Raw genomic sequence first — 23,256 nt, forward strand, 5'->3', positions numbered from 1 at the left:
CAGCGTAAGCCCGCTGGAATTGTGTTGTAGTCCTTGGGGGTACGAGATCAGAAGTCGCTGCGCAAGCGGTCCGCATCCGATGCACCTCGTTGCTTGTTCGGCTCAGGGCCGAGTTTGAACTCAAGCGTTGACGTGCCCGGGTGAAGCGCCGAGAGTGGCAGCCATGAGTTGCGATTCGGCGCGCCGTTGAACAGTACCTCCTGAACGTATGGGCCGCTTCCCGTGGAATGAATGGACAGCTTGCGACCGTCGCCCAGATCGATGGATGCGGCAGGGAACATGGGGGTCCCGATCAGCATGCCCCCGACACCAGGTATACCCGGGTAGAGACCCAGCGCGTTCCAGAGGTAGACGCCTGACGTTGCTCCGAGGTCATCATTGCCCGGGATGCCGCCCGGCGTTGTCGAAAATGTCTCCTGCTCGATGCGAGTCACAACCTTCTGTGTCTTCCATGGCTGCCCAGCAAAGAGGTACGCGTAAGGGGTCACAAAATCCGGCTCATTTGCCATGTTGAAGCAGGGCTCACCCCAGCAGATGAGCTTGCTGAAAAACTTATTAAGCCGAGCGTTGGTCGCGTCGTCGCCGCCGATCTGCTGCATGAGTCTCGAGTAGTCGAACGGGATCATGAAGGTGTACTGGTAGGTGTTGCCTTCTTCAAAGCCCTGCTGATCGGTAGAGACCGGGGCATTGGGTCGCTTGGGCAGCGACTTCTCGGCATCGAAGCCTTGCAGCCATGTTCCATCGGCGTTTCTCGGACGAATCCAGCGCGTCTCCGGATCGAACAGATTGGTCCAGTTCTCCGATTGCTTCCGCAGCTTCTCGTACACGTCTGTGTTGCCGAGACTGCGCGCGAATTGAGCGATCGCGAAGTCATCGTTCGCATACTCTAAAGTCCGTGAGGCCGCGCTGGAGTCCCTATCCACGGAGACATAGCCAAGCTTTAGATAATCCGCGAGGTATGGGCGCTCCTCGTTGTCATGCGGTCCTTTGCCGGGCACGGTCGCTGCTTTGACCATGGCTTGCAGGGCCGCTTTGGTATCGAAGCTGTGTGCCCCAAACGCATACGCGGAGGCGATGAGCACCGTGGGAGAGTCGCCGTTCATCACGTATGTCACATCGTTTGCAGCGGGCCAGCGAGGAAGCCAGCCGCTCTGCTGCGCGTCGTTGACGAGAGACTGCGCCATGTCGCTGACGCGATCCGGGAAGAGCAGTGCCTGCATCTGGATCGTGTTCCGATAGGTGTCCCAATCGGAGAAGTTGGCATACTGCGCATGCTGCGATGTGGAAGCGAGCGAGCGTACCTTGCCGTCGAAGCCGATGTAGTCGCCATTGCTGTCGCTGAACAGATTCGGCGCGAGCATCATGTGGTACAGAGCCGTGTAGAAGATCTTTCTCTGGTCCGAACTGCCACCTTCGACAGGAATGCGGCCGAACAGGCTGCTCCACCTCGTCCGTGCCGAAGCCCGCGCCTGATCAAAATTCCAACCGGGAAGTTCTTTATTCAGATTTGCGAGAGCGTTATCTTCGCTGACAAACGAAATCCCAACCTTCAGCTGGACCTGTGACTCGCCGGCAAAATCGAGGAACACGCCGGTATGGTGGCCCGCCGCTTCGGGCCGGTCGTTGTGGATGCTGCCATCTGTCCAGGTTGAAAAGCTATGGAATGACCGCTCGAAACGCGCTGCGAAGTAGAGCGTGTAGTGGGAGTTCGACCCGCAGAACCCGCCAGCGGTCGTGGACCCGCTGACACCATTGCGTCCGATGACGTGAAGCTTGGTGCCATCGTTCTCCCGCCCCGTCGGCGGAAGCTCCGCCATGTGCACATCCGTGTTGGCGCTTGTTCCCTTGACGAGGATGCGCGATGCCGTTCCTTTGGGAAACTGAATTCGCGCTATGCCGGCGCGATCCGTCGTCGTCAACTCGACCTTGCTTCCGTCATCCAGCGTGACTGAGTAGTAGCCGGGGTGCGCCTCTTCGTTGGCGTGACGAAACGCCACGCTATAGGCGTCGAGCGAAGGCGCTGCACCGCCGGTGAGCTCTTCCGTCCAGGGCAGGATCGGGAAGTCGCCGTAGAGCGGGCAGCCGGCGCCGCTCAGGTGTGTCAGGCTGAATCCGGAGATGCGGGTCTTCTCGTGGAGATACCAGCCCTCATTCCCCGTATCAGGACTCCACTGAATCATGCCGAAGGGCAGGGAGGCGCCGGGATATGTGTTGCCGTCGTTGGTGGTGCCGATGAGCGGGTCGACAGCATCGAAGGCTGTCTGAGCAATGGCGAATGGCGAGACGCAGAGCAAACCAATAAGAGCAAAAGCGAACAGACTCGAGAGTCGGGACATGCTGCCTCCAACCGCGCGTGGTCAGCGTCAGGCAAATAACACGATCCATTCGCTCTGCTCACCACGGGTCGCAGTGTAGACCGTCCGACATCAGTTGGGCGTGTTGCGGCTGCTTTTCTCTGGGGAAGAGTGCGACGGCATGGCGGCCACCGCCGATTTTCTGCAAGGAGCGGGAAGGTGATGGCGGAGAGAGAGGGATTCGAACCCTCGATAGAGCTTTTGACCCTATAACGGTTTAGCAAACCGCCGCCTTCGGCCACTCGGCCATCTCTCCGGACGGGGTGCGTCACAACGGATTATAGACCACGCAATCACCTCTCCTCACGAGGAGAGGATGTGAAGTGCCGAGACCGAATCGCGGGCTCACCAACGCTGCATCGCGATCCAATCGCGTGACGCCCAGGCGGTTTAGAGTAGCGCCATGCCGGAAGAGTCCACGGGGCCAGCGGCGGGGCGGCGTACGCCTCGCAGAATGCGCCTGTTGCCGCTGATCGCCGCCACGTACTTTATGGTCTCCGGGGGACCCTATGGGGTTGAGGACATCATCGGCGGCGCTGGTTATCGCTGGGCATTCGTGCTGCTCCTGTGCCTGCCACTGTTCTGGAGCCTGCCCACGGCGCTGATGATTGGCGAGCTGGCCAGCGCTCTGCCCGCGGAGGGCGGCTTTTACGTCTGGGTGCGGCGCGCTCTGGGTCCGTTCTGGGGGTTCATGGAGGGGTGGCTGTCGCTCGCGGCCAGCGTGTTCGACATGGCGATCTACCCCACGATCTTCACGCTGTATCTGGGTCGAATTGCGCCGTCGCTCACTGCCGGGCACCGTGGCGTGCTGTGGTCGCTCGCCGTGCTCGCTGCGTGCCTGGTGTGGAACCTCTTTGGAGCGGCGAGTGTTGGTTCAGGCTCCGTAGGGCTGATGTGCGTGCTGCTCACACCCTTTGCGGTATTCGTGATCGCCGGGTTGCAGCATACGGCCACGGCTGCCCCCCGTCCTGCAACGCTTCACCTTGATTTCGCGACCGCGTTCCTCGTGGCGATGTGGAACTACATGGGCTGGGACAATGCCTCGACCGTCGCCTCAGAGGTCGAACAACCGCAGCGGAATTATCCGCGCGCGATGCTGAGTGCTGCTGTGCTCGTCGCGCTCAGCTATCTACTGCCGACCTTCGCTGCATGGCACGCGGGACTGCCACCTTCGGCGTTCTCCACCGGCTCATGGGCGGATGCGGCTCGCACAGTCTTCGCCGCGTGGCTCGGTGTCGCGATCGTGGCCGGCGGCATGATCAATGGCTTTGGCATGTGCAACGCGCTCATGCTGTCCTACTCACGCCTGCCGGTCGCCTTGGCGGAGGACGGCTACCTGCCGCGGCCAGTGCGGCAACACAATCGCGCCGGTGCACCATGGCTGGCATTGCTTTTGTGCGCAGTTGGGTGGGGGCTGGCCGTGAACCTGTCTTTCGAGCGGCTTATCTCCATCGACCTGGTGCTCTACGGAGGCAGCCTGGTGCTCGAGTTCATCGCGCTAGCAGCGCTACGCGTGCGCGAGCCGGGTCTTGTACGGCCGTTTCGCGTGCCCGGCGGGACCGGCGCGTGCGTCCTGCTCGGTGTGCCGCCCACCATCCTGATCCTGGTGGCGCTACGCATGGCGTACGGCGAGCGCATCGCGGGTATCCCGGCGCTTTGGCTTTCTATGGGAATCGCTTTGCTCGGCCCTCTCGTCTACGCAGGGCTTATGGTGTGCAAGCGCCGGCAGCGGGCAATAGTAACGGTGCCCAGCGAACCCACTGCTCTGTGATCGCGGCCGGTGACTAGACCACAACCTCGGTGCGCTTAGCGCGGGTCTCCTCAAAGCGGCGCGCGGACTGAGTGACGACGCGGCGGCCTGCTTCGGCATCGCGCCAGCCCTTGATCTCCACGCGCTTGCCTTCAAGATCCTTGTAGATGGAAAAGAAGTGCGTGATCTCTTTCAGGATGTGTGGATAAATCTCGGAGTAGTTCCACACATCCGTGTAGCGCGGATTGTTCTTGCCGACAGCGAGGATCTTCTCGTCCGGCACGCCCTGGTCGAGCATCTCCAGCACGCCGATGGGGCGCACCTGCATCACGCAGCCGGGGAAGCTCGGCGCATCGACCAGCACCAGTACATCGAGCGGATCGCCGTCCTCGCTCAGCGTGGACGGGATGAAGCCGTAGTCGCCGGGGTAATGCACGGGTGAGTATAGATTCCGGTCGAGCCGAAAGATGTGCAGCTTCTTGTCGTACTCGTACTTGTTGATGCCCTCGGCGGGGATCTCAATGACAGCCTCAATCACTTCAGGCGAGCGGTCCCCGATGGGTAATTCCAGATAGTTAATCATCCCGGCACACTCCGGCCGCGGGGTGCCGCGGCGAACCCCTTATAATCAGGCACGATGAAGGCGCATGTCTACGTCACGCTGAAGCGCACCGTGCTCGATCCGCAGGGGCAAACCATCCAGAGCGCACTGAAGAAGCTCGAGTACTCGCAGATCGCCGACGTGCGCCAAGGGAAGTACTTCCTCCTGACGCTTGCCGACGGCACCAGCAAGGACGCGGCTGCGGCCGAGGTCGAACGCGTCGCGCGCGACGTGCTGACGAACCCCGTGATTGAGGAATACAGCTTCCGGCTGGAAGAGTAGGCAACCTCCGCAAAGCCGCGAAGTGCTGACCGTACAATGAGCCCATGTGCGGAATCGTGGGCTATGTGGGCACGAAGCAGGACGTCGTGTCGGTCATTCTGGACGGACTGCGCCGGCTGGAGTACCGCGGCTATGACTCCGCGGGCATCGCGGTCGCCGGCAACGGCAACGGCCTCGAGGTCCGCCGCGCCCCTGGCAAGCTGCGCAACCTGGAACAGGTGCTGCGTGAGCACCCGCTGCATGGCACATACGGTATTGGGCACACCCGCTGGGCGACACACGGCCGCCCGACCGAAGAGAACGCACATCCCCACCGCGACTGCACCGGCCGCATCGTCGTTGTGCACAACGGCATCGTTGAGAACTACCTCGCGCTAAAGCGGGAGCTGGCCGCCGAAGGCCATAAGTTCGTCACAGAAACAGATACAGAGATCATCGCGCACCTGGTCGAGCAGGAGATCCGCTCGGCTGCGGAGTCGGGCAAGACGCTTCCACTGGAAGATGCGGTGCGCCGCGCCGTACGACGCCTCACCGGCGCATTCGCTGTCAGCGTGCTCTCTGCCGATGAGCCGAACAAGATTGTCGTTGCGCGCTTCGGGCCGCCCGCGGTGGTCGGCGTCGGGGAGAAGGAGTACTACGTCGCGTCGGATGTCCCCGGAATCCTGCACCACACGCGCGATATGTATTTCCTCAATGACGGCGACATGGCTGTGCTCGAACCGAGCGGCGTTACCCTGACCGACTTCCACGGTGAGCCAGTCAAGCGCTCCATCACGCGCGTGCTGTGGGATCCGATCCAGGCGGAAAAGGGCGGCTACAAGCACTTCATGCTCAAGGAGATTTACGAGCAGCCGCGCTCGGTGCGGGATACGACGCTCGGCCGCGTGTCGCTCGACACCGGCGGTGTCTATCTCAACGAGATGGCGATCAGCGACGAGGAGTTCCGCGCTGCGCCGGGCATCAGCATCGCTGCCTGTGGCACGAGCTGGCATGCCGCGCTTGCCGGCAAGTACATGATCGAGCGGCTGGCCCGCGTTCCAGTCGATGTCGATTACGCGAGCGAGTACCGCTATCGTGATCCCATCGCCGAGAAAGGTCTGCTGGGCCTCTTGATCACGCAGTCCGGCGAGACAGCCGACACGCTGGCGGCGCAGCGCGAGATGATCGCGAAAGGCATGAAGACGGTCGCGATCTGCAACGTTGTCGGCGCGGCGATTGCGCGCGAAGCGCATGGCACGATCGACACGCATGCCGGCCCAGAGATCGGCGTCGCTTCGACCAAAGCATTCACTGCGCAGCTCACCGCATTGTTCCTGTTCGCGATGCACCTGGCGCAGCGTCGCGGCACGCTGGAACCAGAGCAGAGCCGCATGCTCGTCGAGGAGCTGAGCCGGATTCCCGGAAAGATCGAAGAGGTGCTGCGGCTGCGCTCTGGCCAGTGCGCCCAGTTAGCGCTGCCTTATGCAAACGCGCGTGACTTCCTTTATCTGGGCCGCGGAATCCATTTCCCCATTGCGCTCGAGGGAGCGCTCAAGCTGAAGGAGATCTCGTACATTCACGCGGAGGGCTACCCCGCGGGCGAAATGAAGCACGGTCCCAATGCGCTGATCGACGAAACACTCCCCGTGGTTGTACTGGCGACACGCGACGAATCGAATGCAGGCTCCATGCTGCGCTATGAAAAGACGCTCTCGAATATCCAGGAGGTCACGGCACGCGCCGGCCAGGTCATTGCGATTGCGAGCGAAGGCGATGAACAGATTGCCTCGCTTGTGAGCCATGTCATTTACATCCCGCACGCACCGGAGATGCTGCTGCCGTTGCTTGAGGTCGTTCCGCTGCAACTTCTCGCGTATTACATCGCCGTACGCCGCGGCTGCGATGTTGATCAGCCGCGCAACCTGGCGAAATCTGTCACCGTGGAATAAACAAACAATGGCACGTGAGCTTCACACTGCAAGACTCGTTCGCAAATTCTCCCTTTCCGACCCCGCGCAGTGCTTCCACCTCGAGTTTGCGGTCGACGCATTGCCGCACTTCGCCTTCAAGCCGGGCCAGTTTGTCTCGCTGGTGCGTACGGACGAGCGCGGCAAACAGCAGACGCGCGCCTACTCCATTGCATCCGCTCCACGGATGAATGAGTTTGACCTGTGCGTCAATCGCGTGGAGGGCGGCTTCTTCTCGAATCTGCTCGCCGACATGCAGATAGGGGACACCATTGAATTTCATGGTCCACACGGACTGTTTACGCTGCGGCAGCCGCTCACGGACGCGATATTGATCGCAACCGGAACCGGCATCGCGCCGATGCGCGGGTTCATCGAGCACCTGTTCCCCGACAATGGACCATCCCTCTGCGGTGATCGCCGGATCTGGCTGGTCTACGGCACGCGCTATCCGACCGAACTCTACTACCGCGATTACTTCGCGCGCAAAGCAGCGGAGCACGCGAACTTTAAGTATGTCTACTCACTGAGCCGGCCGGAGGCCGACTGGACCGGTGAACGCGGCTATGTGCAGGAGCATGTCGCGCGTATTGCAATAGAGCAGAAGGCGTCGCAGGCACCTGACATGCCGAACGCCGCAGAGGGCGCGGGCTTCAACATCCACGCGTACATCTGCGGTCTGAATGAAATGGTGTCGGCGAACCGCGAGCGCCTGATCTCGCTGGGCTGGGACAAGAAGCAGGTTGTCTTCGAGCGCTACGACTAGAGCTTGAACAGCTCGCGCAACCGGCGGGTCTGGGCCCGGCTGACCGGAACTTCTGTGTTCTTGCGATCGCTCATCCGCAGTTGGTAACTCGACTTGAACCACGGCACCACTTCCCGGATGTGGTTGATGTTCACCACGTACGATCGGTGCGCCCGCCAGAACAGATGCGGATCGAGCAGCTCCAGCAGTTCCTCCAGGGTCCTGCACTTCGACTGCCCCTCAAGCGTCGGGGTTGCGACCGAAATCACGCCGTCGTCGATGGCAGCGAAGCAGAGGTCCTTTTGATCCACGAGCAGCATGCGGGTGCCGGCCTGCACAACGATCTTGCTCGCGCCTCGCGCGGGAACGGCGGCGCTCGCCTGACCTGCGCCGCCCTGCTGCTCGATCAGGCGGATGAGCGTCTGTAACTGATCGCGGGACAGAGCAGCAGCGCCATCTTCGCCCTCGCCCGCATCGGCCAAGCCTGCGGCGGGAAGTCGCGCACGGACGCGATCAATCGCCTGCTCCAAACGCGCCCGGTCGAAGGGCTTCAGTAGATAGTCGACTGCGTTCACTTCGAAGGCTTTGACTGCGTAGTGATCGAATGCAGTAGCAAAGATGACCTGCGGCAGCGGTGCATGTCCTGATTTCTCGAGCAGCTTGCGCAGCACAGCGAAGCCGTCAAGACCCGGCATCTGCACATCGAGGAAGAGGACGTCCGGCTCAAGGCGTGGCACCAGGTCAAGCGCCTCGATACCGTTCTTGCCTGCCCCAACGACCTCGACATCAGCAATCGAGCCGAGCAGATACTGCAGCTCATCGCGCGCCAGCTTCTCGTCATCGACGATGAGTGCTTTCAGGGTCATAGGCTCAACCGAGTATAGGAACCCACCCCGGGCGGGTCAACGCGGCGAGTGCCCTGCGGGAGCTGTCAGGAGACGCTGTTGCGGAGTCGTGCCGGCACGTTGTCCGCCGTCAGATCGTGCCCACAGTGCACACAGAACAGATCGGTTGGCCGGGCGCTGCGATAGCAGTTACCGCAGGCAGCTGCTACCTGGCATGCACATTGAGGGCAGAAGTGAAAATCGCTCTGGATCGGTGTGCGGCACGCTGGACAACTGGAGACGATCGGCTGCCGCAGCAGAAAATACAGCACCGAACCGACACCAGCGGGCATGACGAAGCAGACCAGCATCCATGCCTGCGGATTCATGAGCCGGCGCGGCGCGTCCTTGCTGACATAGCCGATCATCAGCATGTAGAGCGCGGCCAACGCGCCCCAGGTCAGGGCGAAGTAGACACGCAGCCCCAGCGGGGGTGCGGGGTGATGCCGGTGCTCCGGCACGACCACCCACCACAGGTACTCCACACCGACAAAAGCCAGCGCCGCCAGCACCAGGGACCAGCGGGGAATCAGCCGCAGTTCATCCCGCAGCTGCGGAGCATCTTCATTGCGGCGTCCTGTTGAATCCAGGTTCATGGCAGTTCCTGACGTGCACGATCTAAGCATGAGACGTGCAGATTGCGCCAGAAAGTTTCAAGCAGCGCGGCCCGTTTCGCCACCGCTCTTGGAGCTGCTTCAGCTCTCCCGGCGGGAGCTGTCGCGCAGGCTCTGTCCGCGCCAGATCAGAGCGAGCGTGGCAATGACGGCCAGCAGCAGAGATCCTCCAATGAGCAGCGCTTGTGTCGGCAGGTCGGCAAAGTGCTCACCGCCCAGCAGGTCGTCCACCCAACTCCACAGTGCCGGAGCGAGCAACACCAGAACCGTGCCGATGGCGAACAGGGCGATGCCCATTTGTCGTCGGTCCTGCTTGCCCTGCATACGGCGCCGCTCATCCGCGACGCGAATGGCGCGCCGAGTCCGGGTCACGACGGGGCCCTGCGATTGTGCGTCCAGGCCTGCCATGGCGCGAAGCACGGCAGGATCGGCTTGTCCCGGTGGCTGGGCGCCGGGTGCGCGGCGCTCCTGCTCGGGATCCGGCATTAGTCTGTCACTCCCATTGGGTTAGCGCCTTCGCGCATGCGTGGCTTTAGCGAGGCGAGTGCGCGGTAAAGTCGTGACTTGACGGTCGACAAATTGGCGCGCGTCACGGTCGCGATCTCCTCCAGCGACAACTCCTCGTGGAAGCGCAACACTAGCACCTCACGGCTGAGCGGGTCGAGAGTGAGCAGGGCCGCTGCGACGCGCTCACTGTTCTCGCGCATCAGGCAGTTATCGAGCGGGGTGGGGTCGTTCGCCGCCGGCTCAAAGGGCCGATCATCTTCTCCGGGGTCGCTCATTTCCTCGAGACTCGCCATCGTGCGCCGCCGGCGCGTGTCGATCACCAGGTTGCGCGCGATGGTCAACAGCCAGGTATCGAAGCGCGCGGTGCCGTTGTACTGGCTACCCCGTTCGAGCACGCGCATCCAGGTCTCCTGGAAGAGGTCCTCGGCCAGCTCACGGCTGCCGGTGAGGTAGAGCAGGTACCGAAACAGGCGGTGCTGGTAAGTCAGGATCAGCGAGTCGAGCAGCTCGACACTGCGCTGCTTCAGCCCGCGGGCGATGGCCTGGTTTTCGCTCTGCTGGGCCGCGGTGGCCACAACTCGCGCGCTTGTTCCGGTCGCTGCCTGGGGCCCTGCTGTGCGCAGAACGGATTCGCCGATCAACACTCCACCTCCACGCACGGTTGGACGAGAGAATCAGTCGCCAGGACGCGGTTTTTTCCAGTTCGCTTGCATGAGGCCACTGAGGGGCGGTGCAGTCGGGCAGATCGCATCCTGTGAACTCAACATTCTAGGGGGTTTAGGCAGACTCTTCCTGACGCCGCCACGCCGCGTACACTGAAAGTCCATGGAGATTTTGTACGGTCTGCACCCGGTGGAGGAAGCCCTGCGCTCCGGAACCCGGCGCTTCGACTACGTCGTGGTTGCGCGGGAACGCCAGGATCAGCGGCTGCTGAAGATCATCGAAGCCTGCCGCGATCGGGGCGTGCGGGTGAAGACAGAAGGACGCGAGCAATTGACGGTGCTGGCCCGCAATCCAGGTCACCAGGGTGTGATCGCTTTCGTTCGGGCGCGCAGCACGCTTGAATTGGAGGACTTGCTTGTCCAGCAGCCGGGCAAGACCCCACTGCTTCTGGCGCTCGATGGTGTCGAAGATCCGCAAAATCTGGGCGCGCTCCTGCGTTCCGCCGATGGTGCAGGTGTCACGGGCGTGATGCTGACGGAGCGCCGCTCCGCGCCTCTGAGCGCGGTGGCGCTGAAGGCGTCCGCCGGTGCGGCGGAGCATGTCCGGATCGCACGCGTCGTCAACCTGGTCCGCGCTATCGAGCAGGTCAAGGCAGAGCAGATCTGGTGTGTGGGGCTCGACGAGCGCGGCACCATGGATTACACCGACTACGACTTCACAACGCCATGCCTGCTGGTGCTGGGGCGCGAGGGCGCCGGGCTGCATGACCTGGTGCGCCGCAACTGCGACCACCTGCTACGCATTCCCATGGCGGGGCGGGTTGCATCCTTGAATGTGTCGGCGGCGGGCGCGGTTGTGCTGTTTGAGGCCTTCCGGCAGCGCCGGCTGGCAGCGGCGGGCGCGCCCACTCCCACCCCGTCCCCAAGCAAGAAGCCAAGGAAGGGCCTCGGCTCGTGATTCGTGGTGCTGTCTTGAGACGCTGGGCTGCTGGGCTGGTGGTACTGGGTTGGTCGCTTCCGGGAACTTCGCAGCAGGGCACGGTTCTCGCCCAGCCCACACCGGCGAAATCTCCTGCCTCGGCAGAGCTTGAACCGGTTTTCGAAGTCAGTGACGCCCTACGGGAATCGACCGCCATCGTGCGCTACCAGCTCGACTTGAAGCTGGATGCCGAGCACGCGGGACTGGATGCGAAGGCCGTGCTGACGGTCCGCAACCAGGGAACTACGCCACTCACCGCGCTCCCCCTGCAGGTCTCCTCCACGCTCGCCTGGCACTCGATCAGCCAGCAGGGCAAGGCATTGCGCTTCACGCACCACATCGTCGCGACCGACGCGGATCACACGGGCTCAATGAATGAGGCTCTGATCACGCTGCCATCTCCTCTGGCAGCAGGCCAGCAGCAGGAGCTGACTGTCTTCTACAGCGGCGAACTCGCGCCATCCGCCGCACGCCTGCGCCGCATCGGAACACCGCCGGAGTTGGCCCGCGCCACGGACTGGGACGGCGTCCGGACCGGCTTCACTGGCCTGCGCGGCTTCGGCAACGTGCTCTGGCTACCGGTCAGCGCTCCGCCCGTGCTGCTCGGCGAGGGTGATCGCCTGTTCCGCGAGATCGGACGACAGAGTCAGCGTGGACTCGAGACGTCTGTATTGATGACAGTGACAGAAGAGTTCACTGACGCCGCGCCAAGCGTTGCCTTTGTGAACGCCGTGCCAGTGCCGGTGAAGGTCGTGGCGCAACCAGCGGGTGACCTGCCGGGAATTGCAACGGTGTCGCTGCCGGAGACGAAGCTGGGCTTCGGCACGCCGAGTCTGTTTCTCGCCTCGCGAACGGCACAGTCTGGCGACCATCTCTCGATCTACGCCCGCGCTGAGGACGCTGCAGCGCCGCAGGCCTACATGACGGCAGCCTCGATCGTGCAGCCGCAGATCGCGCAGTGGCTCGGTATGGCACCGAAGCGGGCGCTCAACGTTCTCGATTTGCCGGAGCCGGATGACAGCCCGGCGGAGCAGGATGCTCTTTGGCTTACCGGGCTGGCCAGCGTCGACCCCAAGCAACTGCTGACCCCGATGAGTCACGCGCTAGCCCATGCGGCGTTCGTCTCGACGCGGCCCTGGCTCGCAGAGGGCATTGCGCAGTTCATGGAAACGCTATGGACGGAGCACCAGCTCGGTCGTGCTGCGGCGATCACGCAACTGGACAACCAGCGGAATGCGCTGACCCTGGCCGAGAGCTCTGACCCCGAGCACGACCCGGGTGAGCCGCTGAGCAGCGCGCGCGACCCGATCTTCTACCGGACCAAAGCAACGTACGTGTTTTGGATGCTGCGCGAGATTGTTGGCGATGCGGCGCTGGCAAAGGCTCTCCAGCAGTACGACGCCGGACAGGACACGACGCCCACGTATTTCGAGCGGCTGCTCGAGCGTGCCGCAGGTCAGCCGCTCGACTGGTTTTTTGCCGACTGGGTGGACCGCGACCGAGGGCTCCCCGATCTCACAATCGACAACGTCACGCCAAATCAGGGCAGCGGGGAAGACGTTTATATCGTTGCAGTCACTGTAGCGAATGATGGCACCGCTGTGGCGGATGTGCCGGTGACCGTCTCGTCCGCGGAGGCAACCGTCACGGAGCGCCTCCGCATTCCTGCAAAGGGGCGAGCCACACGTCGCTTGTTGTCGCATGGCTACCCACGGCTGGTGCAGGTGAATGACGGCTCGGTGCCGGAGATCGAAGCAAGTGTGCATCGGCGCGACATAGTGCGCACGCCCTGATAACGTCAGGGCTGGACGACCGGCGCAGCCAAGGTGCCAGTCAGGATGCCTGAAGCAGCGTCCGTCTTCGCATTTGCTGTGTCGGTTCGCGGTGCCGCGATCTGCAGATGCAGCGACCGGTCGAGCCCTATGGTGCCGCTCACCTTCGTGGTCGTGTCACCGGCGACGAGGTCGCTGGCCGTGATGCTCAGGCGGCCCTTGGTCACCACGCCGCTGCCGCTCCAGCGATCAAAGTGCGCGAGAGGACTGCTGGTGGCTGTCTCTGCCGCCGTTTGAGGCAGGCCGCCGTCGCGCCACTGCCAGTCCACGCTGCCAGTTGCCGTGCTGCTCAGGTCGGCAGCATTACTCCCGGTCATGTTCAGGCGCCCAGAAAGATCGAGCGTTCCCGGACCCCAGTCTTCTCCCAGCAATTGAGAGAGTTCGGCGGCGTCGATCTGACTCAATTGCCAGGTCAGCCTGTACATGGGGGTGCGGGTGACTGTCACCGTACCAGTGGCGTGGAATGTGCCTTCGAGTGTCTGGCCCTCAAAGCTGCTGATCTCTATCCGCCCATCATGGAGGCTCATGGTTGTGGCGGCGCTTTCAACTTTCACTGGACCCAGCATCAGCGCTGCGACGTGCAGGGTGCCTTCGACCGGAGGCAGTGGCGGATGGTCGCTGGCTCGCAGCCGCTGTGCTGCGTTCAGCAACTCCGCGACCACTCCGCCATCGTCTCCCCGCAGCGACGCTGCGAGCGAACCCACACTGACGGCCGGCGAACTGAAATCGAAGCTGCGCACGCACTGGGCAGGGCAGGGCAGCGGGATGCGGAGGCTGCCAGTGAACTGCGTCTTTCCGAAGCCGGCCACGATCCCGCTCCAGCGAACGTCCCTCGCCGAAAACGTCGCGACCGCAGTGCCGATCTGCACCGGCTCTGGCAGATACGACGGGTCAAACGCTGCGTCGTGCAGGCCGAGTGTGCCGCTGATTGCTGGTGGCTCCGGTTCGCTGCCGTCATTGCCCGCAAGCCATCGACCCGTGATGGTCACGTTGGCGTCGGCGGTGCCGCGACCCGCAAGGCTGCCCACCAGCGCTGGTGCGAGCCGGAAGGCATTGGCGGCCGCTTCGAGCGCAGTGACGCGCGCGACTCCACTGGCATGCAGCGAGAAATCCTGGCGTGTCGCATGGGCCTCTATCAGCATGGGCGAGGCACCGCCTAGATCGAAGCGTGCCGGGCGCACGGCGAGTGCCGCCGGTGAGCCGGGGACGACGTCCGCGTGTAGATCCGGCAGCAGCTGATTGAAGCCGTCGCCGTGCAGCGCGAGGTGTGTTGCCGCAAGCGAGCCGCTTGCCGCGGTCGAGTAACCGGGGCCGCGATGCACCATCACTTGCGCTGCTCGACGGCGAAGATGGGGAGAGGGGACCTGGCGAGGCGTGGCGGCCTGCGAGGGATCGTAGTTCAGCCATCCGTCCAGTGTGCCTGTGACGCTTACGTTTCTGGCGGCAAGATTCTCGATGTGGCGGAGCCACTCCAGGGCGGCCGACGCGGGAAGATGCTCAACCGCGAGCCTCAGTGCAGGCGCCGGGCTCTCGTGCATCGTACGGACGGTTCCCGTCAGATCGAGCCGGCCGTCTCCAACGGGGGACACGCAGCGAATATCATCCAGGAGCCCGCGATCCTGATGGTAGCGGGCTTTGCAGGTCGTGTGCAGATCGAGCGCGCGCGCAGGCATGACCGAGTCGCGACGAAAATCGGCCGCAGAGGCGGTTGCCTCGACCGCGAGTTCGTCGGGCGTCCCGAGCAGGCGAGCATCGACGGCCGACTCGCCGCGCCAGCCAAGGTCCTGCCCCAAGAGCATCCGGCTCACTTGTCCGAGCGGGGCGCCATGCCACTCCGCTCGCAGATCGAGCGGCAACTGACCGGTGGACGAAGCGCGCCGCACACTGCCGCTGACCCGCACCACACCTGTGTCCGCGAGCGACAGGTTGACGTCCGTTCGCGTGGGTTGTGCAGCGAAGCGGACGCGCCACTCGTTCGGGTTCTCCAGCCACACGGCGATCTCGGCATTCAGAAAGGAGAGCGGCAACTTCTCTGGGCCGTGCTTGAGGTTGATGCGCGCGTGCGTGGCTTCGATATAGGGGAAGCGCTTCTGCGTAAGCTGTAGCGCGCGCCCGGTCGGCGCCTGGGGCGTCCGCGCGGCCTGCAGCAGCACGGACGCAAAATTCCATTCACCACTGGGTGCGCGTTCGAGATTGAGGCTCGGCTCATCGAGCGAGATGCGTGAGATTTCGAGCCGTCCGCGCCACAACGATGTCAGCCGAAATCCCGCCGTCACACTCGAGCACTGCAGGATGGGCTCCGCGCTGAACCCCGGGTTGCTGTCGACTACGAGATTGGCGATTTCGACGCCGGGGCGCGGCAGCAGCACCAGCTTTATGCCTGAGATCTCGACAGGATGGCCAAGGCCGGCCTGCAGGCTGGCCGCAATCTGTCGCTGGTAGCGATTGATGTTGATAAAAGGCGGCAGTGCCAAAGCCGCGGCAATCAGCAGTCCAATCACTGCCGCGATCAGCAGAGGACGGCGCCGCGAGTTCCCGGCCGCCATGATCTAGCGAACCAGGTGCAGCGTCCTCCGCCAGCGCGTCTGGTCGAAGAAGTGAAGCACCGTGTGGCTGTACTGCTGCGCGCGTTCGCCCATGCCGATGTGCTCATCGTCATCCTCGGGCGTGATGAACGACCAGTAGACGAAGAGCGGGCGACCGAGGATGTTTTCGCGCGGGACAAAGCCCCAGAAGCGGCCATCCAGGCTGTTCAGCCGGTTGTCGCCCATGGCGAAGTACTGGCCTGGCGGCACGACGAGATCGCCGTTTTCGATATGGCTCGGCAGATCGTTGGCCCAGGTCGGCGTCACACCCATACCTTCCGAGGTGGGCACGTTCGGAAATTCATCCCGGTACGCCGCGTAGTTGCTGTAATCCGGATGCCCCGCCTGCGGCTCTGCCTGCCGCACGCCGTTCAGATAGACGTAGCCCTCGTGCAGATGAACCCGGTCACCAGGGATGCCGACGACGCGCTTCACCAGGGTCATGTCCGGCTCACCCGGTTTCAGGAAGACGATGATGTCGCCGCGCTGCACATTGCTGTAGTGCACGAATGGCACCCATGCTGTGCGTGGCGCCAGCGTCACGCGGTCGGCCATGACATGATCTCCGACCAGCAGCGTGTTCTTCATCGAGCCCGAGGGAATCACAAAATTTTGGAAGATGAAGGTCAGCGCGAACAGGCCGACGACGATCACTGCACAGTAGGAGGCTAGTGCTTCGAGAGCTGTTTCGTCCCGCCGCTGGAGGGCTGGCTCAGCTTCGACAGCGTCCGTCGGGGGAGCGGGATGTAAGGTGTCCGGCATGCCTGTTCAGGTCTCGATTGCGAGCGGAGGAAAGGTCCGCAACTAGCGCACAATGCGCAGGATGCGTCGCCAGCGGGCAAAGCCGAACAGCTGCTCCCTCTCGCTGTTGCCGAGTCTACCATCCGTTGCCGGAGTGGGATCGGTGGCCGAGGGCTCGTTCAGCGAGAAGTAGATCAGTAGCGGTGTGCCGACCACATCGGCTCGCGGAACAAAGCCCCAATAACGGCTGTCGCGGCTATGGTTCCGGTTGTCACCCAGCACGAAGTAGCTGTCAGTCGGGACGCGCAAATGCCCGTTCTCGATCAGCCCGAGCATCTGCCGGCGCCATTCCGGGTCGACCGAGGGGTCGCCGGTCGTGTAGCGCGGAAACTCATCGCGATACATGTCTTCATCAGCGGATTCGAAGACGGCGGAGTGCTCGTTCAGGGGGCGGTTGTTCACCGCAGCCAGGCCGTGATGCATGGAGACCTCATCGCCCGGCACGCCGACGGTGCGCTTCACGACGTGCTCCTCCGGGTCGAGCGGAAAGTGGAAGACCAGGATGTCTCCATGCCGGATCGAACGATAGGGCAGCAGCCAGCCCCAGTCGCCGGCGGGCGCGAACGTGGCCTTGTCAACCAGCAGGAAATCGCCGACGAGCAGCGTGCGCTCCATGCTTTCCGAAGGAATGCGGAACGGCTGGACCAGGAAGGTCAGGATGAACATCGCGACGACCACCACAATCAGGCTGGAGCGCACTGTATCGAGCAGGTGAGGCAGCACCACGTGATGTACACGCATTGCCCGCGCCGGAGCGGCGGCGGGTGTCTGATCCTCAGGTGAGATTGGCGCGGGGGCCGACATGAACACGCTCAATGCAGACACACTCACGCAGGGGCACTCTTCGGTGCCTGTTCTGTCGCGGCGGATGCGTGCTCGCGCAGTTGCTGGCAAGCGATGCGCGCAGCCTCCTGCTCGGCCCGTTTCTTCGTGGTGCCTGCGCCCTGCGCGGTCAGCGACGGCAGGCCCTCTGAGCCCGAGATGACCACCTCCACGACGAAGCGCTTGCGATGATCCGGCCCGCTCTCGCCCCGGACCTCGTACTCCGGAGGCGCACTGCCCCGTGCCTGCACCAACTCCTGCAGCGCGGACTTGTGGTCGCCCATGCTGTCCCCGTGCTCGAGCCCAACATACAGTCGCCCTGCAGAGGGTTCGATCACCGCCTGCTCGACAAGTTTTCGCGCGCCGACGATTCCAGCGTCGAGATAAAGAGCGCCGAGCACGGCTTCAAAGCAGTTGGCGAGCAGAACGGCTTTCTGGCGGCCGCCATTGCGCTCCTCACCCCGGCCCAGCCGCAAGTAGCTGCCCAGGTCGAGCGACTCGGCGACCTCTGCGAGATGCCGCCGGCTCACCAAAGCAGCCCGCATCCGCGTCAGATCGCCTTCGCTGAGAGCGGGAAAAGCCCGATAGAGCGACTCTGCCACGAGCAGGCCTAGCACGGCATCGCCCAGGTACTCGAGCTTTTCGTTGTCGACGCTCGCGCGGCGAGGCTCCGGCTCGGTGGCGGCTGCGGCATCCCTGCCGCCCTGATCTTTGGTGGTCTGGTCTTTGGTGATCTGTTCGAAGGCAAGCGAGCGATGAGTCAGCGCCTGCTCGAGCAGGGCGTGGTCGCGGAAACGGTGTTTCAGGGTGCGCTCAAGCGCCTCGAGCGTGCGCTGGCCCATCTCGGCGGAATCTCCCCTCGCCATCAGATTAGCTCGCCTCTCCCGTGCATGGCAGCATAGGATGCGCGCACGCCCGCTACTGCTGGGGCGGAGCGGGATTGGTGCCGGAAGGGGGGCTGCTCTGCGTCGCGGGCGGCGCTGCTTTCGGGTCAGGCTCGTCGCCGTCATCGTCACTGTGTCGTGCCGCTGCCGGCGGAGCGTACGGCTCCTTTAGTCCCCGCTCGGCGGCTTCTTTGGTATCCAGCTGTCCGTCACGAACGACCAACGCCTGCTGATACTCGGCAACCGCCTGGTCGCGGCTATCCTGGAGATCGTCGATGCGGCCAAGATAGATATGCGACCACGCAAGCAGTCGCGGATCTTTGCCCAGTCGTACCGTCTCCTCGAAGTAGTGGCGTGCATCTGCGATGTTCTTCTGCAGCACGGCGCAGCGCGCCAGTAGGAAATCGGCACGCGCTGCATCGCCGGTGTGCTGGTCGAGAGACTGGTGGGCCAGGGTAGCGGCTCCTGGAGCATCGCCCTTCAATAGCTTCAGCTCGGCCAGATCGAGACCGCGCAACTGGCGTGAACCGCGGCGCACCACGTCCCCCTCATTCTGCTGGGCGAAGGTGACCTTCTTGATGCGGCCCATTTCGGCGGACACATCCATGCCGTAGACCATCTCGCCGATGGATTCCTTCAGCGACTGCGGCTCCTTCTCGAATGGGATCAGTCGATCGTAGAAGTAGGCAGTCAGCACGTACCCCTGCTCCATCGACCGCGTCACGGCCGCCTGGCGCACGGCTTCCGCCTTCTGTTCCGCACCACGTCGCTCGCGTTCCACCTGCTCGAAGTCGGAGTGACGGACGACGGCCGGCATCTTGAACGGGGCGACCCCCGTGTCCATCGTGCGTGCTTCGACTGCGCGGATCATGCACTCTGTCACCAGCGAGACGATATCGCTGCGGAAGGTGTACTCGAGCGGCGCTTCGCGCACGCTCTTGAGCACCGGCAGCAGCCGGTCCATCGACGAGGCGCGCGCATACAGCAGCGGCTCGAGCGTGAAGTGCAGGTAGGTGTGACGAATCTCGTCCATCCGCACCTCGCCCTGGGCATTCGGCGAAGTCACAACGACGTAGTCCGACGAATACACGCGCGCATTCGTCTGTTCCGGATCGAGGAGTGGCTCAAGGACTACAGCGAAGCGGGCGGGTGTGTCGGCCGTGGCCGGAACCTTGAGGTAGGCATTGGTGGCGACGATCATGCGCGATAGCGGATCGTGCAGCCCATTCGCGAGCGCGTCGTACTGTGGACGAGCCGAAATCCAGAGGTAGTGCAGGTTCGCCTGCTCGGCGAAACGCCGCAGCAGAGGAAGCAGCTCGACCACCTGGGTCGAATCCGGTGGCATCTCGGTCAGCCCCACGCCGGGGGTCAGTGCAGGAGGCGGTGTCAGGTAGAGGGAAAGCGAGACGTACTGCGAGAGATCGTGGCTGGAGTCAGACAGCCGGTGCTGCCGGATATATGTGCAGAGCTGGTCATGCGTGGTCTGTGCGTCGGGCGAGGCCTGCAGCGCCTTATTCAGCTGGTCGCGCATCTTCTGCCGAATCGGCGCCGACTGATCCAGCCCCGCGTCGTAGCCGCAGGAGTTCAGCGCGGCTGCGACATCGAAGAGCGCCTCGCTGGTTTGCAGCGAAATCTGCGGACCTGCCGGATCGATCAGAGAGGGAGGCTTCTCCTGCTGACTGGCGCGCGGCGCGTTGCCATTCGACGACGAGGCCTGTCCGTCAGCCGTGGGTGCGGAGGAAGACGAGTTCTGCGCTGTTGAACGAGATGGCGCGCAGCAGGCGAGCGCCGCACTCAACAACAACGCGGCCGTGAGTGATGTGCGAAAGGGAGACTGCATGGAAATGAGGCCTGCCGGTCAGTCTACGAGGCGCCTCCGAGGAGGGTCAATGCAGTCACCCGCAGCCCTGCCACTCCCAATAGGGAAACGCGCCCGGCTGTTAGCCCTTGACCGACACGCCGGAAAACGACATCACGACCGAGCCGCGTACCGGTTGATCGAAGAAGCGCGCCGGCGCGAACACGCTGAACAGCAGAAGGTTATCGAGCGATGCACGTGTCTGCTCATCCACCTGACCGGACAGAACCTTGTAATCGTAGGCGCGGCCGCGGCCGTCTACGAAGACCTGCAGCACGATCGGGTCATCCCGCCGTCCCACAGCCTCGTCTACCTGAAAGGAGGAATAGAGCAGGTGCGGCGCACTCGACCCAACGAGCGGCTGGTCCTGCGCCTCGACCGAATCCGGTGAGGTCATCGATCCCACAAGCATGCCAGCCGATCCGATCAACAAGAGGGCGCTCGCGAGACCTGCCCCAGCACGCAGCAGGAAGGGGCGAAAGCTGTTTTCCCAGCGCACTTGAAAGCGGCCGAGGCGTTCACGCGGCGTGCGACGACTCTCCTGCGAGATCGCGACGCGCAGCCGCAGGGCGAGGTCCGCCGGCGGCTTGGACGCGCCAAGACCAGCGACCATGGCCTGGCTTCTGCGCCAGGAAGCAAACTCACCAGAGCAAACCGCGCAGTCACGCAGGTGCTCCGTCAGGGCCAGCATGTCCTTACCCGGCACATCGCCATCGAGGTAGTGCGAAAACTGCCGCTGCACACGACTGCAGGTGCTCACTTGACCTCCCTCAGCCCGTGGAGCGTGGGCCGGTGTCCGTTCGATGAGCAGTCCGGGGAAGAAGCGTCACGTTTTCCCGAGGCTCGTACCAGCGGTGCCAGTCGTGCCTTCAGGTGGGCGCGGCCGCGCATCAAGCGGCTTTTGACCGTGCCCAGTTGTAAGTCCAGAATCTCGGCGATCTCTTCATAGCCGAAGCCTTCGATGTCGCGTAGCACAACAACAGTCTGAAACGGCTCCGGGATCTCGCGCACCGCAGCCTCTACCTGCTGGCGCATCTCGGCGTGTGCAGCCAGATCGAAGGGAGACTCGTGCTGATCGACCAGTGTGTCCTTGAGTTGGAACGGCTCACCGTCATTGGCGGAGAGCTCCTGCTCGATGGTAATCTCGCGCCGCTTGTGCCGGCACCACCACCGCCTCTGGTTGGAAGCCTCATGCAGGGCGATGCGGTAGATCCATGTGCGCAGGCTGGAGTCGCCATGAAAGCCGCCGATCCCGCGGTAGATCTTGATGAAGACGTCCTGCGTGATGTCGGCTGCTTCGGCAGGGTCAGGGATGGTGCGGGCGATCAGGGAATAGAGCGGCCCATGGTACTGGGCGATGAGAGAGGCAAAGGCCTCTTCGGACCCGGCCTGGAGCTCCGCGATGACGCGGGACTCGTCGGGCCGTGCCGCCGACTGCGCTCCGAATACGTTAGCGAGATTGCCCAACGCTGTCCCTGCCTGCATCCCCGTGCATCCCCATACAGTAGCAGGAAGCGGCGAGCCCGCGCCTCAGCGCCGGGCTCCCTCTGGCACGGTACTCGAGTCAGATAGATGCCGCCGGCGGCAGGGCGGGGCAGCGCTCACTCAGAATCCTGCCCAACCTGTTCCCTGTAGACACCCGGTGCAACAGATTTGTTCCAGCGGGACGAGTGTCTCTGCTGAGATTTCCCATTACGGTCTGCGACACGGCTTTACTGCTGCGGCGGCGCGGCGGCCCCGGCGTTGCCCTTATGCGAGCGGCGGGTCCGGCTCTTCGCTGGAGGACCATCGTCCACGACAGTCTTCGCGGCGGGGGCGGCTGCTGGGGTGCCCGAAGCCGCCATGCGCTGCAACTGGGCGACTTCGTTGTCCTGGCTCTGCGCTGCCGCCAATAGGGCGGTTCCCAGTTGCGTGCGGCTGGTTTCGAGCGAGGCGCGCTGATCCTCGAGCGTGCGAGCATCGGTGGTCCCGGCCAACTGTGCGGTCTCGGAGACGCGCAGCAGCACGTCGTAGAGGGCGTCCACATTGCGGTACACCGAGAACGCGGCGCCCACCTTGGCCGTGTTCGCCTGGGCCGCGCTGACCAGGCCCGGTAACGTGTTGGTCAGGTCCCGCTGCATGGATTGCACATCGGACTGTGCCGTATCACGAACATCACCCGGCGCCTTCCAGCGGCTTACCTTGATCGAATCAAGGGCGCGGGTGAGCCGATCGATCGCCACATTTGTCTGCTGGAGTGAATCGTTGAGCTGTGCGGTGGCCTGCTGGCGCGCCTGCGCCACGGAGGGGGCAGCCATTGGCGTTTGCGGAGCTTGCGCCAGGGCAGACACCCACACGATGGAGGCGCCGAATAGAACCAGGGCAGAACGGAACGTGCAGGAGGGCAAGAGAGCTCCGGGAAGTGTTTCGAGGTTTGACGAATTTATCTTACTCGTCGAGAATGAGATGAGTTTGGCTGTCCCCGAGTGGGCCTGTGGCGCAGCTGGGAGCGCGCTTCCATGGCATGGAAGAGGTCATCGGTTCGATCCCGATCAGGTCCACCAATCTTCCCCGGATAGATTCCACCCTACAAACGGTAGCGGCGACCGCGTGTTTTTCCGAGGCTGATCAGCGCGTCTAGCCCGCCTGGATCCAGAGTGGGACCTTCTTAGCGAAGCCGCAAAGCGTAATTCTTCCGAACATTCTGATTCAGGTATGTCGTGAGACCGCCTCCGGATGCCGCGAGTGCCTTCATCTGTTCGACATGGATCGCACCCGGTTCCGCGTAGGTGTACCGGTACGTCTTTCCCCCTTTGAACACCAGATCGATGTAATCCGCCCCAATGTCGTAGTGGGTGATGGCTGACGTCCCCGCAAGGTTCTTGTAAGCCTTCATCACGCGACCCAATCCGCGCCGTTCAGCGTGGCTGGTCCCGGCGAGCGCAGGGCGGACGCGATCAGTGCAGCGGCAAGGAACGCACCTGAGGTCACGCAGAGCGCAGCGGAGAGACCGCCGCCACCCTCCGAGATGCGGCCGATCAGAAACGGAGCTGCCGCGCTCACCACGCGCCCGATGTTGTACGCGAAGCCCAGTGCCGACCCACGCACGGCGGTAGGAAACAACTCACTGGCAATCACGGCGAAGCCGCTGAAGTACCCCGCGCCAAAAAA

At 63.4% G+C, this 23,256-nt stretch carries 21 protein-coding genes, 2 tRNA genes and 1 pseudogene; 7 read left to right on the plus strand and 17 right to left on the minus strand.

The genetic code is table 11. The features are described from left to right. Positions 1-47: 47 nt before the first annotated feature. The gene (locus AC5IJH_RS15145; protein ID WP_491903668.1) at positions 48-2,336 is read right to left on the minus strand and encodes a GH92 family glycosyl hydrolase; all 2,289 of its coding nucleotides are present in this window, start codon (positions 2,334-2,336) and stop codon (positions 48-50) included. A gap of 181 nt (positions 2,337-2,517) precedes the next feature. After that, positions 2,518-2,610 (minus strand) — tRNA-Ser (locus AC5IJH_RS15150). Positions 2,611-2,757: 147 nt separating this feature from the next. Between AC5IJH_RS15150 and AC5IJH_RS15155 the strand changes: the two genes are divergently transcribed. Next, positions 2,758-4,125, plus strand: coding sequence for an APC family permease (locus AC5IJH_RS15155; protein ID WP_491903669.1), 1,368 nt, complete (start codon positions 2,758-2,760; stop codon positions 4,123-4,125). 13 nt (positions 4,126-4,138) lie between these two features. Here AC5IJH_RS15155 and AC5IJH_RS15160 read toward each other — a convergent pair whose 3' ends face one another. After that, positions 4,139-4,687 (minus strand): inorganic diphosphatase, encoded by a 549-nt coding sequence (locus AC5IJH_RS15160; RefSeq protein ID WP_491903670.1) that lies wholly within the window; start codon positions 4,685-4,687, stop codon positions 4,139-4,141. Positions 4,688-4,741: 54 nt separating this feature from the next. On the opposite strand from AC5IJH_RS15160, the gene purS reads away from it, so the two are divergent. Genes purS through AC5IJH_RS15175 form a run of 3 tightly spaced genes read left to right on the plus strand, consistent with a single transcriptional unit; the run spans position 4,742 to position 7,699 of the window. After that, positions 4,742-4,987: a phosphoribosylformylglycinamidine synthase subunit PurS gene (gene purS / locus AC5IJH_RS15165; RefSeq protein ID WP_491903671.1), complete on the plus strand. Its 246-nt coding sequence runs from the start codon at positions 4,742-4,744 to the stop codon at positions 4,985-4,987. Between the two features lie 44 nt (positions 4,988-5,031). After that, the gene (gene glmS / locus AC5IJH_RS15170; protein ID WP_491903672.1) at positions 5,032-6,915 is read left to right on the plus strand and encodes a glutamine--fructose-6-phosphate transaminase (isomerizing); all 1,884 of its coding nucleotides are present in this window, start codon (positions 5,032-5,034) and stop codon (positions 6,913-6,915) included. Between the two features lie 7 nt (positions 6,916-6,922). Further along, a complete protein-coding gene (locus AC5IJH_RS15175) occupies positions 6,923-7,699 on the plus strand; it encodes a ferredoxin--NADP reductase (RefSeq protein ID WP_491903673.1) in 777 nt (258 codons plus the stop codon). Here AC5IJH_RS15175 and AC5IJH_RS15180 read toward each other — a convergent pair. The 4 genes from AC5IJH_RS15180 to AC5IJH_RS15195 form a co-directional block, all read right to left on the minus strand. Next, complete coding sequence (locus tag AC5IJH_RS15180) at positions 7,696-8,544, minus strand: LytR/AlgR family response regulator transcription factor (RefSeq protein WP_491903674.1); 849 nt, start codon at positions 8,542-8,544, stop codon at positions 7,696-7,698. The genes AC5IJH_RS15175 and AC5IJH_RS15180 overlap by 4 nt on opposite strands. 65 nt (positions 8,545-8,609) lie before the next feature. Next, entirely contained in the window at positions 8,610-9,158 is a 549-nt protein-coding gene (locus AC5IJH_RS15185; RefSeq protein WP_491903675.1) for a zinc ribbon domain-containing protein, read from the minus strand. 99 nt (positions 9,159-9,257) lie between these two features. Beyond that, positions 9,258-9,662, minus strand: coding sequence for a hypothetical protein (locus AC5IJH_RS15190; protein ID WP_491903676.1), 405 nt, complete (start codon positions 9,660-9,662; stop codon positions 9,258-9,260). After that, entirely contained in the window at positions 9,662-10,321 is a 660-nt protein-coding gene (locus AC5IJH_RS15195) for an RNA polymerase sigma factor (RefSeq protein ID WP_491903689.1), read from the minus strand. The genes AC5IJH_RS15190 and AC5IJH_RS15195 overlap by 1 nt, the downstream gene beginning before the upstream one ends. A gap of 187 nt (positions 10,322-10,508) precedes the next feature. Between AC5IJH_RS15195 and rlmB the strand changes: the two genes are divergently transcribed. Together rlmB and AC5IJH_RS15205 are read left to right on the plus strand one after the other, a co-directional pair. Further along, on the plus strand, positions 10,509-11,303 hold the full coding sequence (gene rlmB, locus AC5IJH_RS15200; RefSeq protein WP_491903677.1) for a 23S rRNA (guanosine(2251)-2'-O)-methyltransferase RlmB: 795 nt from the start codon (positions 10,509-10,511) through the stop codon (positions 11,301-11,303). Between the two features lie 14 nt (positions 11,304-11,317). After that, positions 11,318-13,117 (plus strand): M1 aminopeptidase family protein, encoded by a 1,800-nt coding sequence (locus AC5IJH_RS15205; protein WP_491903678.1) that lies wholly within the window; start codon positions 11,318-11,320, stop codon positions 13,115-13,117. A gap of 5 nt (positions 13,118-13,122) precedes the next feature. On the opposite strand, the gene AC5IJH_RS15210 is transcribed toward AC5IJH_RS15205, so the two are convergent. From AC5IJH_RS15210 to AC5IJH_RS15245, 8 genes are all read right to left on the minus strand, one after another. Then, the gene (locus AC5IJH_RS15210) at positions 13,123-15,702 is read right to left on the minus strand and encodes an AsmA family protein (RefSeq protein WP_491903679.1); all 2,580 of its coding nucleotides are present in this window, start codon (positions 15,700-15,702) and stop codon (positions 13,123-13,125) included. A gap of 3 nt (positions 15,703-15,705) precedes the next feature. Continuing rightward, complete coding sequence (gene lepB, locus AC5IJH_RS15215; protein WP_491903680.1) at positions 15,706-16,503, minus strand: signal peptidase I; 798 nt, start codon at positions 16,501-16,503, stop codon at positions 15,706-15,708. A 42-nt stretch (positions 16,504-16,545) separates the two neighbouring features. Continuing rightward, a complete protein-coding gene (gene lepB, locus AC5IJH_RS15220; protein ID WP_491903681.1) occupies positions 16,546-17,373 on the minus strand; it encodes a signal peptidase I in 828 nt (275 codons plus the stop codon). After that, positions 17,370-18,230: a ribonuclease III gene (gene rnc, locus AC5IJH_RS15225; RefSeq protein ID WP_491903682.1), complete on the minus strand. Its 861-nt coding sequence runs from the start codon at positions 18,228-18,230 to the stop codon at positions 17,370-17,372. The genes lepB (AC5IJH_RS15220) and rnc overlap by 4 nt, the downstream gene beginning before the upstream one ends. 52 nt (positions 18,231-18,282) lie before the next feature. After that, on the minus strand, positions 18,283-20,088 hold the full coding sequence (locus AC5IJH_RS15230) for a tetratricopeptide repeat protein (RefSeq protein WP_491903683.1): 1,806 nt from the start codon (positions 20,086-20,088) through the stop codon (positions 18,283-18,285). A 100-nt stretch (positions 20,089-20,188) separates the two neighbouring features. Further along, positions 20,189-20,866 carry an anti-sigma factor family protein gene (locus AC5IJH_RS15235; RefSeq protein WP_491903684.1) on the minus strand — a complete coding sequence of 226 codons (678 nt, stop codon included), beginning with the start codon at positions 20,864-20,866 and terminating at the stop codon, positions 20,189-20,191. Beyond that, the gene (locus AC5IJH_RS15240) at positions 20,863-21,591 is read right to left on the minus strand and encodes a sigma-70 family RNA polymerase sigma factor (RefSeq protein ID WP_491903685.1); all 729 of its coding nucleotides are present in this window, start codon (positions 21,589-21,591) and stop codon (positions 20,863-20,865) included. The genes AC5IJH_RS15235 and AC5IJH_RS15240 overlap by 4 nt, the downstream gene beginning before the upstream one ends. Before the next feature lie 227 nt (positions 21,592-21,818). After that, on the minus strand, positions 21,819-22,403 hold the full coding sequence (locus AC5IJH_RS15245) for a hypothetical protein (RefSeq protein ID WP_491903686.1): 585 nt from the start codon (positions 22,401-22,403) through the stop codon (positions 21,819-21,821). A 170-nt stretch (positions 22,404-22,573) separates the two neighbouring features. Between AC5IJH_RS15245 and AC5IJH_RS15250 the strand changes: the two genes are divergently transcribed. After that, positions 22,574-22,649: transfer RNA gene (locus tag AC5IJH_RS15250), tRNA-Ala, on the plus strand. Between the two features lie 104 nt (positions 22,650-22,753). Here AC5IJH_RS15250 and AC5IJH_RS15255 read toward each other — a convergent pair. Both AC5IJH_RS15255 and AC5IJH_RS15260 read right to left on the minus strand, forming a co-directional pair. Then, positions 22,754-22,981 carry a hypothetical protein gene (locus tag AC5IJH_RS15255; protein WP_491903687.1) on the minus strand — a complete coding sequence of 76 codons (228 nt, stop codon included), beginning with the start codon at positions 22,979-22,981 and terminating at the stop codon, positions 22,754-22,756. After that, positions 22,981-23,256, minus strand: a pseudogene (locus AC5IJH_RS15260) (MFS transporter); the annotation flags it as partial. The gene AC5IJH_RS15255 and the pseudogene AC5IJH_RS15260, both read right to left, overlap by 1 nt.

Origin of the sequence: Candidatus Dedyshia acidiphila (genome assembly GCF_051025295.1) — a bacterium.
GTDB lineage: Bacteria > Acidobacteriota > Terriglobia > Terriglobales > Acidobacteriaceae > KBS-83.

Excerpts from the sequence above, each read along its gene's own strand:
- AC5IJH_RS15145 (WP_491903668.1), bottom strand. The coding sequence starts at position 2,336 with ATGTCCCGACTCTCGAGTCTGTTCGCTTTTGCTCTTATTGGTTTGCTC.
- AC5IJH_RS15155 (WP_491903669.1), top strand. The coding sequence starts at position 2,758 with ATGCCGGAAGAGTCCACGGGGCCAGCGGCGGGGCGGCGTACGCCTCGC.
- AC5IJH_RS15160 (WP_491903670.1), bottom strand. The coding sequence starts at position 4,687 with ATGATTAACTATCTGGAATTACCCATCGGGGACCGCTCGCCTGAAGTG.
- purS (WP_491903671.1), top strand. The coding sequence starts at position 4,742 with ATGAAGGCGCATGTCTACGTCACGCTGAAGCGCACCGTGCTCGATCCG.
- glmS (WP_491903672.1), top strand. The coding sequence starts at position 5,032 with ATGTGCGGAATCGTGGGCTATGTGGGCACGAAGCAGGACGTCGTGTCG.
- AC5IJH_RS15175 (WP_491903673.1), top strand. The coding sequence starts at position 6,923 with ATGGCACGTGAGCTTCACACTGCAAGACTCGTTCGCAAATTCTCCCTT.
- AC5IJH_RS15180 (WP_491903674.1), bottom strand. The coding sequence starts at position 8,544 with ATGACCCTGAAAGCACTCATCGTCGATGACGAGAAGCTGGCGCGCGAT.
- AC5IJH_RS15185 (WP_491903675.1), bottom strand. The coding sequence starts at position 9,158 with ATGAACCTGGATTCAACAGGACGCCGCAATGAAGATGCTCCGCAGCTG.
- AC5IJH_RS15190 (WP_491903676.1), bottom strand. The coding sequence starts at position 9,662 with ATGCCGGATCCCGAGCAGGAGCGCCGCGCACCCGGCGCCCAGCCACCG.
- rlmB (WP_491903677.1), top strand. The coding sequence starts at position 10,509 with ATGGAGATTTTGTACGGTCTGCACCCGGTGGAGGAAGCCCTGCGCTCC.
- AC5IJH_RS15210 (WP_491903679.1), bottom strand. The coding sequence starts at position 15,702 with ATGGCGGCCGGGAACTCGCGGCGCCGTCCTCTGCTGATCGCGGCAGTG.
- lepB (WP_491903680.1), bottom strand. The coding sequence starts at position 16,503 with ATGCCGGACACCTTACATCCCGCTCCCCCGACGGACGCTGTCGAAGCT.
- rnc (WP_491903682.1), bottom strand. The coding sequence starts at position 18,230 with ATGGCGAGGGGAGATTCCGCCGAGATGGGCCAGCGCACGCTCGAGGCG.
- AC5IJH_RS15230 (WP_491903683.1), bottom strand. The coding sequence starts at position 20,088 with ATGCAGTCTCCCTTTCGCACATCACTCACGGCCGCGTTGTTGTTGAGT.
- AC5IJH_RS15240 (WP_491903685.1), bottom strand. The coding sequence starts at position 21,591 with ATGCAGGCAGGGACAGCGTTGGGCAATCTCGCTAACGTATTCGGAGCG.
- AC5IJH_RS15245 (WP_491903686.1), bottom strand. The coding sequence starts at position 22,403 with ATGGCTGCCCCCTCCGTGGCGCAGGCGCGCCAGCAGGCCACCGCACAG.
- AC5IJH_RS15255 (WP_491903687.1), bottom strand. The coding sequence starts at position 22,981 with ATGAAGGCTTACAAGAACCTTGCGGGGACGTCAGCCATCACCCACTAC.